The organism is Streptomyces sp. CNB091, from assembly GCF_000377965.1.
The window spans coordinates 92,058-109,221 of sequence record NZ_KB899006.1 but is presented as its reverse complement, the minus strand read 5'-3'; the positions used below and the strand labels follow the sequence as shown (position 1 = coordinate 109,221).

The 17,164-nt window shown below is 72.4% G+C and carries 12 protein-coding genes; 7 read left to right on the top strand and 5 right to left on the bottom strand.

The window, feature by feature from the left end; genetic code table 11:
• Window positions 1-59: 59 nt before the first annotated feature.
• The 4 genes from D581_RS0127650 (at window position 60) to D581_RS0127635 (ending at window position 7,577) form a co-directional block, all read left to right on the top strand.
• Window positions 60-3,014: a lantibiotic dehydratase gene (locus D581_RS0127650; protein ID WP_018960400.1), complete on the top strand. Its 2,955-nt coding sequence runs from the start codon at window positions 60-62 to the stop codon at window positions 3,012-3,014.
• Window positions 3,011-4,276: a lanthionine synthetase C family protein gene (locus tag D581_RS0127645; RefSeq protein WP_026290969.1), complete on the top strand. Its 1,266-nt coding sequence runs from the start codon at window positions 3,011-3,013 to the stop codon at window positions 4,274-4,276. Before D581_RS0127650 ends, D581_RS0127645 begins: the two co-directional genes overlap by 4 nt.
• Before the next feature lie 21 nt (window positions 4,277-4,297).
• Window positions 4,298-6,379, top strand: coding sequence for a methyltransferase, FxLD system (gene fxlM / locus D581_RS0127640; RefSeq protein WP_018960398.1), 2,082 nt, complete (start codon window positions 4,298-4,300; stop codon window positions 6,377-6,379).
• An 88-nt stretch (window positions 6,380-6,467) separates the two neighbouring features.
• A complete protein-coding gene (locus D581_RS0127635) occupies window positions 6,468-7,577 on the top strand; it encodes a hypothetical protein (RefSeq protein ID WP_018960397.1) in 1,110 nt (369 codons plus the stop codon).
• A 129-nt stretch (window positions 7,578-7,706) separates the two neighbouring features.
• Here D581_RS0127635 and afsK read toward each other — a convergent pair whose 3' ends face one another.
• Window positions 7,707-10,133: a protein serine/threonine kinase AfsK gene (afsK, locus tag D581_RS0127630; protein WP_018960396.1), complete on the bottom strand. Its 2,427-nt coding sequence runs from the start codon at window positions 10,131-10,133 to the stop codon at window positions 7,707-7,709.
• 300 nt (window positions 10,134-10,433) lie between these two features.
• Window positions 10,434-11,243, bottom strand: a complete 810-nt coding sequence (locus D581_RS0127625; RefSeq protein WP_018960395.1) for a VOC family protein — start codon at window positions 11,241-11,243, stop codon at window positions 10,434-10,436.
• A 355-nt stretch (window positions 11,244-11,598) separates the two neighbouring features.
• Between D581_RS0127625 and D581_RS0127620 the strand changes: the two genes are divergently transcribed.
• The gene (locus tag D581_RS0127620; RefSeq protein ID WP_026290968.1) at window positions 11,599-12,246 is read left to right on the top strand and encodes a TetR family transcriptional regulator; all 648 of its coding nucleotides are present in this window, start codon (window positions 11,599-11,601) and stop codon (window positions 12,244-12,246) included.
• Between the two features lie 270 nt (window positions 12,247-12,516).
• Here the strand turns inward: D581_RS0127620 and D581_RS0127615 are convergent, their stop codons facing one another.
• Both D581_RS0127615 and D581_RS0127610 read right to left on the bottom strand, forming a co-directional pair.
• Complete coding sequence (locus D581_RS0127615; RefSeq protein ID WP_018960393.1) at window positions 12,517-13,002, bottom strand: nitroreductase family deazaflavin-dependent oxidoreductase; 486 nt, start codon at window positions 13,000-13,002, stop codon at window positions 12,517-12,519.
• Window positions 12,999-14,210 (bottom strand): acyl-CoA dehydrogenase family protein, encoded by a 1,212-nt coding sequence (locus D581_RS0127610; RefSeq protein WP_018960392.1) that lies wholly within the window; start codon window positions 14,208-14,210, stop codon window positions 12,999-13,001. Before D581_RS0127610 ends, D581_RS0127615 begins: the two co-directional genes overlap by 4 nt.
• 169 nt (window positions 14,211-14,379) lie before the next feature.
• On the opposite strand from D581_RS0127610, the gene D581_RS0127605 reads away from it, so the two are divergent.
• Window positions 14,380-15,642 (top strand): thiolase C-terminal domain-containing protein, encoded by a 1,263-nt coding sequence (locus D581_RS0127605; protein WP_018960391.1) that lies wholly within the window; start codon window positions 14,380-14,382, stop codon window positions 15,640-15,642.
• Window positions 15,643-15,701: 59 nt separating this feature from the next.
• On the opposite strand, the gene D581_RS01000000137810 is transcribed toward D581_RS0127605, so the two are convergent.
• Window positions 15,702-16,325 (bottom strand): hypothetical protein, encoded by a 624-nt coding sequence (locus tag D581_RS01000000137810; protein ID WP_032753157.1) that lies wholly within the window; start codon window positions 16,323-16,325, stop codon window positions 15,702-15,704.
• Window positions 16,326-16,451: 126 nt separating this feature from the next.
• Between D581_RS01000000137810 and D581_RS0127595 the strand changes: the two genes are divergently transcribed.
• A complete protein-coding gene (locus D581_RS0127595) occupies window positions 16,452-17,132 on the top strand; it encodes a pyridoxal 5'-phosphate synthase (protein WP_018960389.1) in 681 nt (226 codons plus the stop codon).
• Window positions 17,133-17,164: the final 32 nt, after the last annotated feature.

Genomic DNA, 17,164 nt, shown 5'->3' with positions numbered 1-17,164 from the left:
TGCCGTTTCCGCCATGTCCTGACAGCAACGACCGCTCGCCCGGCGGTTCGTCTGCCCGTGTGGCGTGGCTACGGTCGGTCTGGGCGGACAGGGACGTCGCCGAGGCACTCCAGCACTCCAGCCCGGTCCTGGCCGCTCGGGTCCAGGCTCTTTGTACCGTCGAGCATCCCGCCCTCCGGGAGGTACAGCGCGCGGCCGTGTCGGTGGCCCGTTACCTGCTACGGGCCCAGCACCGTGCGACGCCCTTCGGACTGTTCGCCGGCGTGACCACCGCGGCGTTCGGACCTCGGGTGCGTGCGGACTGGGGCGAGGAACACGTAACCGTCGGCCGTGCGGGAGCCGAATGGCTCGCCACTGTGATCGAACGGCTGGAGTCCTGCCCGGAACTCCTCGACCGACTGCCCGTCGTCGTCAACAACACCGTGATGAGCCGGGGAGACCGGCTCATCGTGCCGTTCCAGCCCGGTACCGATGACAACCGGGTTCGCGCCGTCGAGGCATCCCTGGCCCTGACAGAACCGGTGCGTGCGGTGCTCGCCGTAACCCGGACGCCGATTCGCTGCGGAGCCCTCGTGGAAAAACTCCGGGCGGAGTTCCCCGAAGCCGGTCCCGAGAAGGTGCGCCGTCTACTGGCGGAGCTGGTCCGGCAGCGCGTGCTGATCACGAGCCTGCACGCGCCCAGCACCGAGACCGACGCCCTCGGGTACCTGCTCGACCAACTCGACGCGACCGGCATCGACAACCTTGCGCCGGTCGTGGAGACAGCACGTGAGCTGCACGCGGTCCGGAGGGGCTTGGAGGAGTGCGTCACGCGCGGCGGCCGGGACAGCACCGCAGCGCGCATGCGGGCCCTCGTGCCCGGCCTGCGTCGGCACCCTGTCGCGCTTGACCTGCGGTTGGATGCGCAGCTCGTCCTACCCGAGGAAGTGGCCCGGGAGATTGAGCGCGCCGCCTTCATTCTGACCCGGGTGAGCACCCGCCCGTACGGGCCAGCCGAGTGGAACGTCTACCACCAGCGCTTCTACGAGCGGTACGGCATCGGCACGATGGTCCCGCTCGCGGAGGTCGTCGCGGACAGCGGGACCGGCTACCCCGACGGCTACCCAGGCAGTCCCGCCGGCCCAGGTCGGCCTCGCGTCTCCGCTCGGGACGACGCCCTCGTACGCCTGGCGCAGGGTGCCGCGCTCGACGGCTGTGACGAGGTCGTGCTCACTGACGAACAGATCGGTCTCCTGGACGTGGGCCCCGACGAACCACGGCTGCCGCCGCATCTGGAGGTGGGGGTACGCGTACATGCTGCCAGCCTGGAGGACTTGCGGTGTCGGCGATTCCGGCTGGAGGTCGTGAGCGTGTCGCGCGGCGCCGGCGTCTCGGCAGGCCGGTTCCTCGGCGTACTGGCACCTTCTGAGCGTCAGGACCTGGCCGCAGAACTGGCCGATCTTCCGGCCGCGGACAGCGACACCGTGCCCGCTCAGCTCTCTTTTCCACCGCTGCTTCCTGCGAGTGCTCACGTAACCCGCGCCCCGCAGGTCCTGCCCACGTTGGTCAGCCTCCAAGAGCACCGCGCACCGAAGGACACCGTCCTCACCCCGGATGACTTGGCCGTGGGATGCGACGGCCGCCGCATGTACCTGGCCGCTCCGGAACGGGGGCACCGCGTCGAGGCCGTCGGCATGAACGCGCTGAACCCACGCACCCACACTCCGCCATTGGCGCGGTTCCTCACCGAACTGTCCCGCGCCCAGTGCGCGCAGGTCACCGCCTTCGACTGGGGCGTCGCAGCAGCGATGCCGTTCCTGCCGCGCCTGCGGTACGGGCGTACGGTGCTGACCCCGGCGCGCTGGCGCCTGGAGGCGTCCGAATTGCCCGGTCGCGCTCGCCCTCGTACTGAGTGGGACACCGCGCTCGCCGAATGGCGGGCACAACGGGGATTGCCTCGCCGCGTGTTCCTTGTGGACGACGACCGGCGTCTCTTCCTCGACCTCGATGAAGCCGGCCACCGGACGCTCCTGCTCCGACACCTCGACCGCTCGCACCAGGCCGTGCTCATTGAAGCCCCGGAGCCAGAGGCGTACGGCTGGTGCGGCGGGCGAGCCCACGAGGTCGTTGTGCCCCTCAGGGCGACCCGAACGCGGTCCTGGCCGCCGCTGCCCGTTCCCACTCAGGCTCGCGCCCTCGCGGCGGCGCAGTTGCAGACTCCCGCTGCTTCCTCGGTGTTGCTCGTCGCCTTGTACGGAGACCCTCGCCGCCAGAACACCCTGCTCTCCCAGCACCTCCCCGGACTCCTCGAACGACTGGGCAACCCGCCGTGGTGGTTCATCCGCTTCCGTGACCCGGACCAGCACCTCCGCGTACGCATCGCCCTCCCTGGCCGCGGAGCCTTCGCGCGGACGGCGCGAACCGTGAGCGCGTGGGCCGACCACTTGCGCAACGCCGGTCTGCTGGCAGATCTGCGCTACCCCACCTCATATCGAGAGATGGGTCGTTGGGGCTCCGGAGCCGCCTGGGAGGCTGCCGAGGAGGTGTTCCGGGCAGACTCGCGCAGCGTCCTGGCCCAACTTTCAGAGCCACAGAGGCTGGCGCAACGCGCATGGGTGGCGGCCCACACCGTTGCCATCGCCTCCGCGTTCCTCGGCAGCACGGAGGCCGCGATGCGCTGGCTGGCCGACCACGTCTCACCGACAGCACCCGCGCCAGTCCCCCGCCCGCGATTCAGCGAGGCCGTACGGCTCGCGAACCCGGCCGACGACTGGGCCGCCCTGCGCGAGGTACAGGGCGGAGACGCCATCGTGTCGGGTTGGGCAGAGCGCGATGCGGCACTCGCCGCGTACCGGTTGCACCTTCCCGGCCCGGACACCCAGGGCATCGCCGTCGATGACGTCCTGACCTCCCTCCTGCACGTCCACTTCGTGCGGCACGTCGCGGTGAACTTCCCCGAGGAAGAGGTGTGCCTCTACCTGGCGCGCGCTGCTGCTCTGGCGTGGACTGCCCGCACCACCAGGAGGCCGGCGTGACTGTGCACCCGATGCTCGGCCTGGCCGATGCCGTTGCTGCGCAGCTCGCCGACCCCGGCACGGCGCCTTCCGTCTATCAGGCATATCGGCAACATCTCGCCTATGGCCCGCCCGGAATCGCGCTTCTCCACATCGAGCGGGCCGCGAACGGCCTCGGACCGTGGCAGCATGCGCACCGCTGGCTCGCTGCCGCGTCTCACGGGCCCCTCACGAGCGGACCCGACAGCCACCCCTTCTACGGGATGCCCGCCTTCGCCCATGCCCTTGCCTGCGCCGCCGACCATCTTCCTGCCTCCTACCAGCGCGCCCTGGACGCGATGGACCGGCAGATCGCGACCGACGTCAGACGCCGTCTCGACGCCGCGCATCGCCGCATCGATGCTGGATGTCTGCCGCAGCTCGCCGAGTTCGACGCCATCCGGGGCCTGGCCGGATACGGCGCTTACCTTCTACGCCGGAACCCAGGCAGCCCTGCGGTGCGCGCTGTCGTCGACTACTGCGTACGCCTTACCGAACCGATCAGGCACTCCGGCGAGGACCTTCCAGGTTGGTGGACTGCGACCGGGCCCTCGGGCAGCCCGGACGAACGATTCCCCGGTGGGCACGCCAACACCGGCATGGCCCACGGCATCGGCGGAGTGCTCGCGCTCCTGGCCCTCGCTGCGCGGAAGGGCACCGCCACCGACGGGCAACACAGAGCGCTGCGCACCATCCTGACCTGGCTCGACCGCTGGCAGGAGGAGACAGGCCGAGGACCAACCTGGCCGTACTGGATCACCCGGAGCGAGCTACGTACCGGTCGCCCCGCCGCGTCCAAGCTCCGGCGGCCGTCGTGGTGTTACGGCACCGCCGGCCTCGCCCGCGCCCAGCAACTTGCCGCGCTCGCTACCGGTGCCACCGAACGCCAGATCACGGCGGAGAAGGCGCTCGCCGCCGCCCTCACCGACCCGGACCAGCTCGGAGCCACAACGGACAACGGCCTCTGCCACGGTCTCGCCGGCCTCACTCACCTCGCCGTCCGCACGGCCGCAGACGCCCATCCCTCAACCGTCGGTCGACTCCGAGCCGCGATCCCGGGACTTCTGGCCGCGATCTGCCCGGTGGACGACGACCTCGAACGCGCGGCCACGGCACTTGTCAGCGGCACCGGAGCGGGGCCCGGCCTGCTCGATGGAGCCGCCGGAACAGCCCTGGCTCTTCTCGCTGCCGATACCGCCGCTCCGCCCCGGTCCGCCTGGGATTCCTGCCTGCTCATCGCCTGATTCACCGACCGAAGGACTTCGATGCCCCCTGACCGCTGGCACCAGCACAACATCACCTTCATCGACCGCGAGAGCGCCCGGCACGCCATCGACGAACACCTCGGACCCGCCCTGATCACAGCCGAGGCCGAGGGGCAGCTCACCGGCTGGTGGTTCATGAACAAACAGCCCTGGCCGCTGCGGTACCTCGCCGACGCCCCCTCCCCGATCATCGAGTCGCTGCTGAGCGATCTCGTGGGTGACGAGGTGGTCGTGTCATGGCTGCCCTCTGTCTACGAGCCCGAGGCCGAGGCGTTCGGCGGCCCGGACGCCATGGACGCCGCCCACGAACTGTTCCACAGCGACTCCCGCCACCTGCTCATCTACCAGCCGGGCCCGGAGCACCTTGGGCGCAAGGAGACTGCGGTCCTGCTGGCGAGCGCCATGATGCGCGGCGCCGGACTCGACTGGTTCGAGCAGGGCGACGTATGGGCGAAAGTCTCTGACCTCCGGCCGGTCACCGGCGCTCTGTCACATGCACGAGTCGCCGAACTGACCCCGTTCGTACGGAAGCTCATGAGCGCTGATGCCCACGGCCTGTCCCTCCGGGACGGCCCACTCCACGGGCACAGGGCGTGGGTGACCGCTTTCGAGCGGACGGGGGCCACACTCGCGGACCTCGCGCAACGGGGCGCCCTCACACGCGGCCTGCGAGCCGTCATCGCCCACCACATCATCTTCCACGCCAACCGCGCCGGTCTCCTCAGAGACGACCAGAGCGCTCTGTCCAACATCGCACGAGAGGCAATCATGGGAACGAGTGACCACACCGCGCCGCCGACCGAGTCAACGACCAACGTCGATAGCGTGAAAGCGGTGAACACCGACACGATCACCACCCCGACGTCCGATGCCGAGCGCCTTCGCAACGCCCTGGTGGACCAGCTCCGCGCTGACGGAATCGCCCGCACTCCCGCCGTGGAGACCGCGTTGCGGACCGTGCCCCGTCACGTGTTCGTGCCTGATGTGCCGATCGAAGACGCATACGCCAACGCGCCGGTGCACATCAAGTACGACACCGACGGCAGCTCGATCTCCTGCGCCTCCCAGCCGGGCGTGGTCGCCCTCATGCTGGACCAGCTCGACGCCCGGCCCGGCGAGCGCGTCCTCGAACTGGGCGCAGGTACCGGTTACAACGCCGGTCTGCTCGCCCATCTGGTCGGTGAGAGCGGTCACGTCACCACGCTCGATGTCGACGACGACCTCGTGGAGGGCGCCCGCGCGCATCTGTCCGCCGCCGGAACCACGAATGTTGAGGCGGTGACCCGAGACGGGGCCCTCGGTCACGCGGCAGGTGCGCCGTACGACCGAATCATCGCCACCGTAGGCGCGCACGGCGTGCCGCATGCCTGGTTGCAGCAGCTTGCCCCCAGGGGCCGGCTCCTCGTCCCGCAGCGCCTCAAGGGCACGGTGTCCCGGTCCATCGCCTATGAGCAGCGCGATGGCCGGTGGATGTCCCTCGGTAGCGAGATGAACACCTTCATGCCGCTCAGGCGGGGCATCGCCGACGACGACCGCCAGGTCATCCCCCTCAGCACGGACGGAACCGTACGGCTCCAGGCCCCCGCCGGGCAGAAAATCGAGGCCGAGGCCCTCGCCGGCGTCCTGCACGAGCCGCGCACCGAGGAGTGGACGGGCATGACGTTCCGTGCCATGGAGTCGCCGGAGTGGATGGAACTGTTCCTCACCTGCTCCCTTCCCTCCGGCCTGATCCGGATGCTGTTCCCACAATCCGCCAAGGGCACTCTGCTCACCGAGGACCCCTACCCCTCCTCGACCGCAGCCGTCGACAAGGGGGCCGTCACCTACCTCGCCCGGCGCCTGTCGCAGAAGAAGACACCCGAGGGCGGCAAGCTGTGGGAATTCGGGGTCATCGGCCACGGTCCCGGCAGCGATGAACTGGCCGCAAGGGTCGCCGCAGCCATCCGCGCGTGGGACCTGGAGTACCGGGGCCGCGAGGCAACGTTCGAGATCCAGCCCCTCGACTCCCCCGCGATCGAGCAGCGAGCCGGCCTCTTCGCGCTCGACACCCCGCTCAACCGCATCGTCGTCGACTGGCGATGACGCCCCACGCGTAGTGGACGGTGGGCGTCGGCGCGCAACCGGCGGCCACCGTCGCCCTACCCGTCCTCACGCACACCTGGGGGAGTCCATGGACCCGCACGGATCCACCGCTCAACGCTTTCCGCTCGTCGCCCGATTCCGGCCCGCCTGCCTTCCCCTGCCGAAGCGCGTGCGCGCGCTCGTCGACCTGGCCGACACCGCGATGACGAAGACCGATCAGGGGGTGGCGTCCTCCGTCTACAACCAGGCCGCGCTCATCGCCTCCGATCTCGGCCTGCCCGACCTGGCGCGCAAGATGTGCCACGAGCACGCCGCCGTCTATCTCCGTGCTTGCCCCCTTCCCGCGGTCAGCGCGATTCGCGGCTTGGAGCCCGTCGTCAATCTCGCCCGCCTCCAGATCCGTGGCGGCCACGCCGATGTGGGCCGTCAGTGGCTGCTCGACCTGTACGCAGCTGTCGAGGCGGGCACACCAGCCAGGTTTGGAAGCGTTGCGATTCCGGCGGACCTCACCGCCACGGACAAGGACCGTCACGAGGTCGTCGCGTGGCTGTGGCGCGTGCTCCTCGCCGACGGCACACGCGCTCTCACCATCCAGACCCGATGGACCGAGGCCTTGGCGCACGTTGAGGCCCTCCGAGGCGTGGGCAAACGAATGCTCGACGGACGCCAAGTAGCGGTAATCGCCTCGCTCGCTGCGGGAGATACGGCACACGCCTCGGCACTCCTCGCCGAGACGGTGCCCGGCGAGCCGTGGGAACAGGCTGTCACGGCATGTCTGACTGTCCTGCGGCACCGAGCCGCGGGGCGACCAGTCGACGGCCCCCTGGCGGATCTGGCAGCCTCCTACCTTGAGCGGGCGGCCGAACCGGGAATGACCGTCTTCGACATCCGGCTGGGCCTGACCGTCCTCGACGTGATGGAGTCCGTCGATCTTCCCGCCGCGCGCCGCATCGTTGAGGACTTGCACCGGAGAGCGACGGAGACCGAGGACGGCTACGCAGCCCGGGACAACCTGGCGCACCCTCTGTTCATCGAGCTCGCCACGGATCGGCAAGTGCGGGACTGCCGTGCCCTGGTGCGGGCTTGTGCCCTCCGGACGAGGACTCTGCCGGTGCGGCTACGAGGCGAACTGGAGGCGGCTCTGAGTGCCGGCGGCAACGTCATCCGGAAGAGCATCGCGCCGTCATTCTGCCCCTGAGGCCCACCGGCACACGGAGGTGGGAGAAGGAGCGTGGCTGGGTGTGCGCCGGGCGGGCCTGGAAATCAAGCCCGTCCGGCGATCGAGGACACTTTCGAGCCCCTCCGGTGTTCGAGGACTGCACCCGGCTCAGCTCCGGGCCCTGTTCCCCGTGCCCGTTCCCTTCAGCGCGTCCAGCGCGTACACGCAGCGGTCCTTGCTGCAGGCGTAGACCACGCCCGCCTGCGCCACCGGCGATCCCGTGATCTCGCCGCCCGTCGCGAGCTTCCAGCGCAGCTGGCCGCCCGCCGCGTCCAGGGTGTAGAGGACGTGGTCCGCCGATCCGAAGTGGACCCGGCCGTCCGCCACCACCGGGGAGCCCACCACGTCGCCGCCCGCCGCGAAGCGCCACTTCGGCGTGCCGGTGACCGCGTCCAGGGTGTAGAGCGCGCTGCCGCTGCCGACGTGCACGTTACCCACGGCGACCAGCACCGGTTCGGTGGAGGAGCGGGCCTCCGTGGCGATCCGCCAGCGGTCCTTGCCGGTCGTCGCGTCCAGCGCGTACACCGTGCCGAGGTAGTCCGCGAGGTACACCCCGCCGCCGGTCACCGCCGGGCCCGGGGCGAACGCGGGCGGGGAGAGGAAGACCGCGGGCGACTCGAAGTGCCAGCGCACCCGGCCGGAGCCGGTCTCCACCGCCAGCACCCGGGTGCCCGCCGCGATGTAGACGTAGCCGTCGGGGGCCGGGGTGACCCGGACCGGGACGCCGCCGCAGGAGGCCGCGTCGCCGATCGGGTACGACCAGCGCTCGATGCCCGTACGGGCGTCCAGCGCGCGCAGCCGGGCGTCCTGCCAGACGTACACCGTGCCGTCGTGGATGACCGGGCCGGCCTCCGCCGTCTCGAAGTCGCTCTGCGCGCCGGTGACTTCCCACAGCTTCTCGCCGTTGGACGCCTCCCAGCCCTGGACGCCGCCGCCCCGGGTCGCGGTCAGGACCGTGCCCCGGTCGGCCTTGAGGGCGTACACCCAGGCGTCGGTCGCCAGCCGCCACTGCTCGGCGCCGGTCGTGGCGTCCAGCGCGTACAGCGAGGGGCCGTCCGAGGCGTGGATCCTGCCGCCCTCGACGGCCATCGCCCAGGCCACGTCCCGGGTCTTGAACTGGCGCCGCCCGTTGCCCACGTCCAGCGCGTGGACCTCGAAGGACGTCACGTACAGCAGGTCGCCGGAGACGACGGGCGTGCCCCACACGTCGTTGGACATGCGGAAGCGCCAGGGCCGCCAGCGGTCGGGGGCGGGGGCCGCGCCGTCCGGGGCGGGGCCGGGGGCCGGGACGGGGGCGACGGGAGCCACCACCGCCGACGAGCCGTTCACTCCGGCGGGCGGCCGGACCCAGCCGGTCGCGGCGGCCGGGTGCGCGGCGGCGGCCCCGCGACCCTCCCCCGCACGCGGACCGGGGCCGATCGGCACCTTGGCGCCGGGGAGCTGGACGGGCCCGCCGCCGGGAGCGGCGGAGGGGCCCGCGGACGGGCCGGACGCGCCGGACAGCGGCGAGGGCGAGGACAGCGGGGAGGGCGAGCGCAGGTCCGCCCCGCTGCGCCAGGCCGGGTCCCGCTCCGGAGCCCTGGGGGGCTGATGCGGGGGCGGCGGCGGGGGCACGGCCGGGGCGGGCGGCGCGGTGCGCCCGCCGCCCCTGCGCCGCTCGATCATCGCGGTGGCCACGGACGGCAGCCAGGCCGAGGCCGTGCCGCTGTCGTCGCTGCCGGAGGCGAAGAGGTGCGGGGCGAGCTGGGCCTGGAGGTCGGCGGGGCTCGGCCGCCGGGTGGCGTCCATCTGCATGCAGGACTCGATCAGCGGCCGCAGGTCCTCGGGCAGCCCCTCGGTGTCGGGGCCCTCGCGCAGCAGCATGAACACCGTCTCGACCGGGTTGGCCCCGTGGAAGGGGGCGTGCCCGGTGGCGGCGAAGACGAGCGTGGAGCCCAGCGAGAAGATGTCGCTGGCCCCGGTGACGCTGCGGGAGTCCCGGGCCTGCTCGGGCGACATGTACGCGGGCGTGCCGACGGCGACGTTCGTCATGGTCAGCCGGGTGTTGGAGACGCCGGACGCGATGCCGAAGTCGATCACCCGGGGGCCGTCCTCGACGACGAGGACGTTGGACGGTTTCAGGTCGCGGTGGACGAGCCCCGCGCCGTGGATGGACTGGAGGGCCTCGGCGATGCCGGCGGCCAGCCAGCGCACCGCCTGGGTCGGCATGGGACCGCACTCGTTCACTATCTCTTCGAGCGAGGGTGCGGGCACATAGGCGGTGGCGAGCCAGGGCACGGCGGCCCGCGGGTCGGCGTCGACCACGGCGGCGGTGTAGAACCCGCTGACCGCGCGGGCGGCCTCGACCTCGCGGGTGAAGCGGACCCGGAAGAGCTGGTCCTCGGCGAGTTCGGTCCGCACGGTCTTGATCGCCACCCGTCGGCCGGACGCCGAGCGCGCGAGATAGACCAGCCCCATGCCGCCGGCCCCGAGCCGTCCCAGCACCTCGAACGGGCCGATCCGTCTCGGGTCGTGCTGCGTCAGCTGCTCCACCACTTGCCTGCCACCTCCCCGTAGACGGACCTCGGCGACGAAGTCCGCGAATTACCGCCCGGTCGAATTCCGCACTGCGCAGCTCGCCCTGTGCAGGGTCTCACCACTGGGCATCACCTGGCGGTACGCACCCCGATTCTTCCTGGCCCGGGCCCCGGTTGCGAACCCGGGGGCGGATGGGGATGTCTCATGTCACTTCGGGCGGTATCCCCCACACCGGGGGTGCGGAGAGGGACCGAAGGGTGCGGAAGCCGGGGTTACGGGGGCGCGAGAACCGGGGTTACGGAGGCGCGGAAGCCGGGTCTACGGACGCGGTTCGGCAGGCTCCAGCACGGCGAAGGCGGCCCCCTGGTCGTCGTGCAGCACGGCCATCCGCCCGGAGGGGATGTCGAAGGGCGGCTGGGCCACCCGGCCGCCGAGCTGTACGGCGAGTTCGGCGGCGGCGTCGCAGTCGGCGACGGCGAAGTAGACGAGGAAGTAGCTCGGCATCTCGGCCGGGAACGCGTCCGTGATGACGCTGCGGCCGCCGACAGCGGTGTCCGGGCCCGGTTCGGCGCCCTCGGGGGACCACATCCGGAAGTCGACCAGCGCCTCGGAGTCGCCGGAGATGTCGTGGCCCGCCTCGTCCAGGTCGGTGCCGTGGAAGCCGAAGACCTTCTCGTAGAAGGGGTCCACCTTGTCCGGCTGCCGGGTGTAGACCTCCGTCCAGCAGAAGGAGGCGGGGTCGTTCTGTTTCTCGAAGCCCTCGCGTTCCTCCGGCTGCCAGAGTCCGAAGACGGCGCCCCCGGGGTCGGCCGCCTGCGCCACGATGGCGGCGCGCCCCGCCCGTACGGGGTCGGTGATGATCTGGCCGCCGTGCTCGCGGATCGCGGCGACGGTGGCCCGGATGTCGTCGGTGGCGAAGTGGACGCCCCAGGCCGTGGGCATCCGGCCGTCCTTCTTGGCGGCGAGGCCGGCGACGAGGCGGCCGTCGCTGAGCGCGTCCGCGAAGGGCATGCCGTCGCCGGCGCGGAAGGTCCAGCCGAAGAGCCCGCCGTAGAAGCGCTTGCCCGCTTCGAGGTCGGAGAGCTGCACGTCCGCCCAGCACGGCGCGGAATGCGCGAATGCGGCCATGGGACCGGGCCCTTCCGTAGCAGTGACGCCCGTCACAGTCAACGTAACGTCGCGTCCGGCCCCGCGCGCTCCGGACGCACCTAAAGGGAACCTTTGACCGATTGATGAAGGGTGGGCTCACCATGTGGACGAAAGTTGTCCACCGAAGTTGTCCACAGGCTGTTGATAACATTTACTCCGGCTGCGAGCCTGGCCTCACCCGGCCGCTCTCCCCGCTCCGGCGCCTCTCGCGCGGCGGCTGAAAACCGGCCGAAAACCGCCGCTCGCCACCCCCGCGCACCCCGCTGGTCCTGCGGCGTTCCCCATTTGCAGTCGGCCGAATCGCGCTCCCATCACCCCTCGGTAAGCTGACGGCATGACAGGACAAGTACGTACCGTCGACGGCCGTGTGGCCGGTCGACGCGGTCAGGCGACGCGGCAGAAGCTGCTCGACTGCCTCAGCGAGATGCTCAGCTCCTCGCCGTACCGGGACGTCAAAGTCATCGACGTCGCCCGGAAGGCCGGGACTTCACCCGCGACTTTCTACCAGTACTTCCCCGACGTGGAGGGCGCTGTCCTCGAAATCGCCGAGGAGGTCGCCAAGGAGGGCGCCGGCCTGACCGAACTGGTCGCCGGACGCTCCTGGGTCGGCAAGGCCGGCTGGACCACCGCCGAACAACTCGTCGAGGGGTTCCTCGACTTCTGGCGGCACAACGACGCGATCCTCCGCGTGATCGACCTCGGAGCGGCCGAGGGGGACAAGCGGTTCTACAAGATCCGTATGAAGATCCTGAACTCGGTCACCAACTCCCTCACGGATTCCGTGAAGGAGCTCCAGAGCAAGGGCAAGGTCGACAAGGACGTCAGTCCGGCGGCGATGGCGGGCTCCCTGGTGGCGATGCTGGCCGCGGTCGCCTCGCACCAGAAGGGTTTCACCACCTGGGGTGTGAAGCAGGCCGAACTGCGGCCCAATCTCGCCCTGTTGGTGCACCTCGGCATCACCGGCAAGAAGCCGACGAAGTAGGCGGTACGGGGCGCGGGAGGCCGACCGGCCCCGGGCGCCCCACGCCACCGGGCGGGCACCCGCTCGCCCGGACGCCCCACGTCCTGTCTCACCGACGGCGGACCACCCGAGCACCCTGCGGGTGGTCCGCCGTCGGTGTTCCCGGAGAAGAGGCCGCGCCGGGGCCGCCCTGCTTCGTACCCGGGGGAAGGACCGCGCCGGAGACCGCCCCACCCCGCCCCCTGGAGGGCCGGGACGGGCCATCGGGCGCACCGCCCCCCACCGCCCCCGCTACCGCCTCTCCAGCCGGAACAGCCGGATCTGCCGCTCCAGCCGCCGCTGGTACGCCGCGTACGGCGGCCAGAACGCGAGTGCGGCCTGCCACACCCGCTCCCGGTCCTCGCCCTCCAGCAGGGTGGCGCGCACCGGGATGTCCCGGCCGCGCCAGTTGACGACGGCCTCGCCCCCGCGGGCCAGCAGATTGGCGGTCCAGGCCGGGTGACCCGGGCGCCCGAAGTTGCTGCCGACCAGGATCCAGCTGCCCTCCACCTCGCCCTCCGGCATGCAGGCCAGCGGCGTGGTCCTCGGCCGGCCTGTGCGCGCCCCCGGCACCGTGAGGACGAGCCCCGGCAGCATCCGGGCGCTGAGCAGCACCTTTCCCCGGGTGAGCCGGTGCACGGCCCGGTCCAGGGCGGGGACCACGTGCGGGGCGATCCGCCCGAACGCGCGGGTCGAGGAGACCTTCTGGACCAGGCGCACACCGCGGGCGGCGGTCATCGGACGCCCGCCCCGGGTGCCGCGGCGAGCGGCATCCGGTCGGGCCCGAAGAGTCCGGCCCGCCGCGCCGCGTGGTCGCGCAGCCGGTGGACCGGGCCGAAGAGCAGTTCGTCGCCCACCGTCCGCTTCAGGTACCGGTGCGCCTCGTGCTCCCAGGTGAAGCCGATGCCGCCGTGCAGCTGGACGGCCTCACCGGTGGCGATCCGGGCCGCCTCCAGGGCCTGGGCGAGCGCGAGGGGTCCGGCCTCCGGGTCCCGGCCGGCGTGGTAAGCGGCGGAGCGGGCCGCCTCGACGCGTACGTACAGGTCGGCGAGGCGGTGTTTGACGGCCTGGAACGAACCGACGGCCCTGCCGAACTGTTCGCGCGCCTTCACGTACTCCACGGTGCGCTCCAGGGCGCTCGCCGCCGTCCCGACCGCCTCGGCGGCGAGGATCGCGGCGGCCGTGCGTCCGGCGGCGGCGAGCGCGGCGGCCGCGTCGGCGGTGTCGTCCCCGCCGAGGAGCTCGGCCGGGGTGTCGCGCAGCTCGACGCGGGCCAGCGGGCGGGTCTCGTCGAGCGCGGTGAGCCGGGTGCGTGCCAGCCCCGCCGCTCCGGCGTCGACCAGGAACAGGAGCGTACGGCTGCGCGGGTAGCCCCCGGCGTGGGCGGCGACCAGGAGCACCCCGGCACTGTGCCCGTCCAGGACCCGTTCCGCCTCCCCGTAGAGCCGCCGGCCGCCGCCCTCCCCGGGCCCGCGGGCCTGGATGCCCCCGGCCCGGCCGCCGCCCGCCCAGGCCCCGTCGGCGTTGTCGCCGGTGAGGCCGAGGGCGGTGGCGAGCGAGCCGCCGGGGACGGCGAGGGAGGCGGTCAGGGTTCCGCCGGCGATCCGGGGCAGCAGGGCGGCCCGCTGGTCCGGGGTGCCGAGGGCGGCGATCAGGGGTGCGGCGAGGGCGGCGGTGGCGAGCAGCGGTGTGGGCAGAAGCGCGCGCCCGGTCTCCTCGCAGGCGAGGGCCAGCTCGGTGGCCGTGCACCCGGCCCCGCCGTACTCCTCCGCGACGGCGAGCCCCGGCAGCCCGAGGTCCCCGGCGAGCCTGCGCCACAGGTCCGGGTCGTAGCCCTCGGCGGTGCGCACGGCGGCGGGGATCGCGTCGGGGCCTGCGCTCCGGGCGAGCAGTTCGCGCAGGGTGCGGCGGATCTCCTGCTGTTCCGCGGTGAAGGCGGCGTCCATCTGCGGGCTCCTTCCACCCAGGGACCGACGACCGGCCCCTGATCTGACGAGCCGTCATGTTAGGTGCGCGGTGCGGCGATTCCCAGGGTCCCGCACACGCTTGGACGGCGGAAGCCGTCGTGCCCGAACGGTTGCGGTGGCCACCACTATCTGATGTACCGTCAGATTCATGGCCCCAGCCCCTGCTTCCTCCGACCCGGTTCCCTCCGGCCCGGCTTCTCCCGGCCCGGCATCCGCCGCCCCGATCCGCTCCGCCCCGGCCGCCTCCCGCCGTCCGCGCAGGGTCGCCGTCGTCGGCGTGGCGCTCGCGGACTGCGGCCGGGTCGACGACGCCACTCCGTACGCCCTGCACGCCCAGGCCGCCCGCCGCGCGCTCGCCGACTCCGGCCTCGACCGCTCGGTCGTCGACGGCTTCGCCTCGGCGGGGCTCGGGACGCTCGCCCCGGTGGAGGTCGCCGAGTATCTGGGGCTGCGGCCGACCTGGGTCGACTCCACGGCGGTGGGCGGCGCCACCTGGGAGGTGATGGCCGCCCACGCGGCGGACGCCATCGCCGCGGGCCGGGCCCGTGCCGTGCTCCTGGTGTACGGGTCGACGGCCCGGGCCGACATCAAGGCGGGCCGCCGCACGTCGAACCTGTCGTTCGGGGCGCGGGGGCCGGCGCAGTTCGAAGTGCCGTACGGGCACTCGCTGATCGCCAAGTACGCGATGGCCGCCCGCCGCCACATGCACGAGTACGGCACCACGCTGGAGCAGCTCGCCGAGGTGGCGGTGACGGCTCGGGCGAACGCGGCGGCGAACCCGGAGGCGATGTTCCGGGACCCGATCACGGTCGACGACGTCCTCTCCGGCCCGATGATCGCGGACCCGTTCACCAAGCTGCACTGCTGCATCCGTAGCGACGGGGGCTGCGCGGTGCTGCTGGCCGCCGAGGAGTACGTACCCGACACGGCGAAAAGGCCCGTCTGGATCCTGGGGACCGGGGAGCACGTCTCACACTCCTCGATGTCCGAGTGGGAGGACTTCACGGTCTCGCCCGCCGCCGTCTCCGGCCGCCTGGCCTTCGAACGGGCCGGGGTGCGGCCCGCCGACATCGACCTGGCCGAGATCTACGACGCGTTCACGTACATGACGCTGGTGACCCTGGAGGACCTGGGCTTCTGCGCGAAGGGCGAGGGCGGCGCGTTCGTCGAGAAGGGCCGCACCGGGCTGTACGGCGAACTCCCGGTGAACACGGACGGCGGCGGCCTGTCCGCCTGCCACCCCGGGATGCGGGGGCTGTTCCTGCTGGTGGAGGCGGTACGGCAACTGCGCGGCGAGGCCGGCGAACGCCAGGTGCGCAAGGCCGGGGGCCGCCTCCCGGAGCTGGCGGTGGCCTCGGGGACGGGCGGCTGGTTCTGCTCCTCGGGGACGGTGGCGCTGGGGCGGGGGTGAGCGCGCGGCGCCCACGCGAGCGGGCGCCGCTCAATCGCCCCCGCTCCCGCTCCCCTCAATCACCCTTGCGCCCCGCGCCCCCACGGGTCCTCGTCGCCGACCCGATCCTCCGTGCCGAAGAAGTCGTCCGCCTCACGGCGCATCGCCGCGCCGTCCTCCCGTGAGTGCCCCTTCAGGAAGGCGCCCGCGTGGGCGGCGGCTTCCTCCGGCGTCGCGTACGAGACCTCCGCGTCGGCCGCCCCCCGCGTCCCGTCCGCACCCACGCCGGTCCACCGCCAGCCGCCGGACGTGGACTCCCGAGCCAGCTCGGCCGTTCCGCCGCACAGTTCGACGGTCCGGTTCGTCGACGATCCGGGGGCCGCCGGGCGACTGACGGCTTCGGGCCACTTCTTCCGAGCGCCCTGCCGGGTGATGCCCCACACGGACCCCAGTTGTTCATAGCTCGCGCCGTAGCTCCCGGCCGTGCCCGCCGCGATCGCCGTCAGCCGCTTCACCTCCGTGTCCACGACCTTCCACGCGGCCAGGACGGACAACGCCACCTCGACGGGCTCCGCCTCCCACTTGCGGTCCTCGGGTAGCCCCGACAGCCGGGAGCGGATGGCCGACGCGAGGGGGTCGAGGGCGTCGTAGAGCGCCTTGTCGAGCTCCACCTGTTCTTCCGTAGTGATCCCGAATGCAGTCATGCGACAACCATAGTTAACATTCGACGGCTCGTAAACTGTTGTTGTCGACGCGTGCGTTCGCGTGAGGCGCGGCGCCGCCGCCCACCCCACTACCCCCTCACGGCCGGGACCGGATGGAATGGGCCCATGAGCGAAGCCGACTCCCCCGCCCCGCCCCACTTCCGCGACCTCCTGCGCGCCCAGCGCGTCTGGGACACCGAGCTGCCGTCCTTCGATCCGGCGTCGGCCCCGTCCGCCCCGGTCCCCCTCTTCCACGCCTGGTTCGCCGAGGTCGTCGCTGCGGGGCAGCCGGAGCCGCACGCGATGTCGCTGGCCACCGCCGACGCCGAGGGCCTCCCCGACGTACGCACGCTGCTCCTCCACGAGGCCGACGAGCGCGGCTTCCACTTCGCCACCCACGCCACCAGCGCCAAGGGTCACCAGCTCGCCGCCCGCCCACACGCCGCCCTCGGCTTCTACTGGCCCGCGCAAGGTCGGCAGGTACGGGTCCGGGGCCCGGTCGTCCGCTGCACGCCCGCCGAGAGCCACGCCGACCTGCACGCGCGGTCCACGGGGGCGCTCGCCGCCGCGCTGACCGGGGCGCAGAGCGAGGTCGTGGGCTCCGTGGCGGAGCTGCACCGGGTGGCGGACGCGGCCTGGGACCGGGCGCGGGCGGAGCCGGACACGGAGGCTCCGACCTGGACCCGGTACGTGGTCGAGCCGGCCGAGGTCGAGTTCTTCCAGGGCGACGCCCGGCGCCGCCACATCCGGCTGCGCTACCGGCGCCCGGCAGGCGGCTCCTGGACGCGCGAGCTGCTCTGGCCGTGAGCGGCGCGGGGCCCCCGAGCCGGTCCGCCGCC

Bases quoted from the DNA above. Each gene is read 5' to 3' on its own strand.
- D581_RS0127635 (WP_018960397.1), top strand. From the start codon at position 6,468: ATGGACCCGCACGGATCCACCGCTCAACGCTTTCCGCTCGTCGCCCGA.
- fxlM (WP_018960398.1), top strand. From the start codon at position 4,298: ATGCCCCCTGACCGCTGGCACCAGCACAACATCACCTTCATCGACCGC.
- D581_RS0127620 (WP_026290968.1), top strand. From the start codon at position 11,599: ATGACAGGACAAGTACGTACCGTCGACGGCCGTGTGGCCGGTCGACGC.
- D581_RS0127605 (WP_018960391.1), top strand. From the start codon at position 14,380: ATGGCCCCAGCCCCTGCTTCCTCCGACCCGGTTCCCTCCGGCCCGGCT.
- D581_RS0127615 (WP_018960393.1), bottom strand. From the start codon at position 13,002: ATGACCGCCGCCCGCGGTGTGCGCCTGGTCCAGAAGGTCTCCTCGACC.
- D581_RS0127610 (WP_018960392.1), bottom strand. From the start codon at position 14,210: ATGGACGCCGCCTTCACCGCGGAACAGCAGGAGATCCGCCGCACCCTG.
- D581_RS01000000137810 (WP_032753157.1), bottom strand. From the start codon at position 16,325: ATGACTGCATTCGGGATCACTACGGAAGAACAGGTGGAGCTCGACAAG.
- D581_RS0127595 (WP_018960389.1), top strand. From the start codon at position 16,452: ATGAGCGAAGCCGACTCCCCCGCCCCGCCCCACTTCCGCGACCTCCTG.
- D581_RS0127625 (WP_018960395.1), bottom strand. From the start codon at position 11,243: ATGGCCGCATTCGCGCATTCCGCGCCGTGCTGGGCGGACGTGCAGCTC.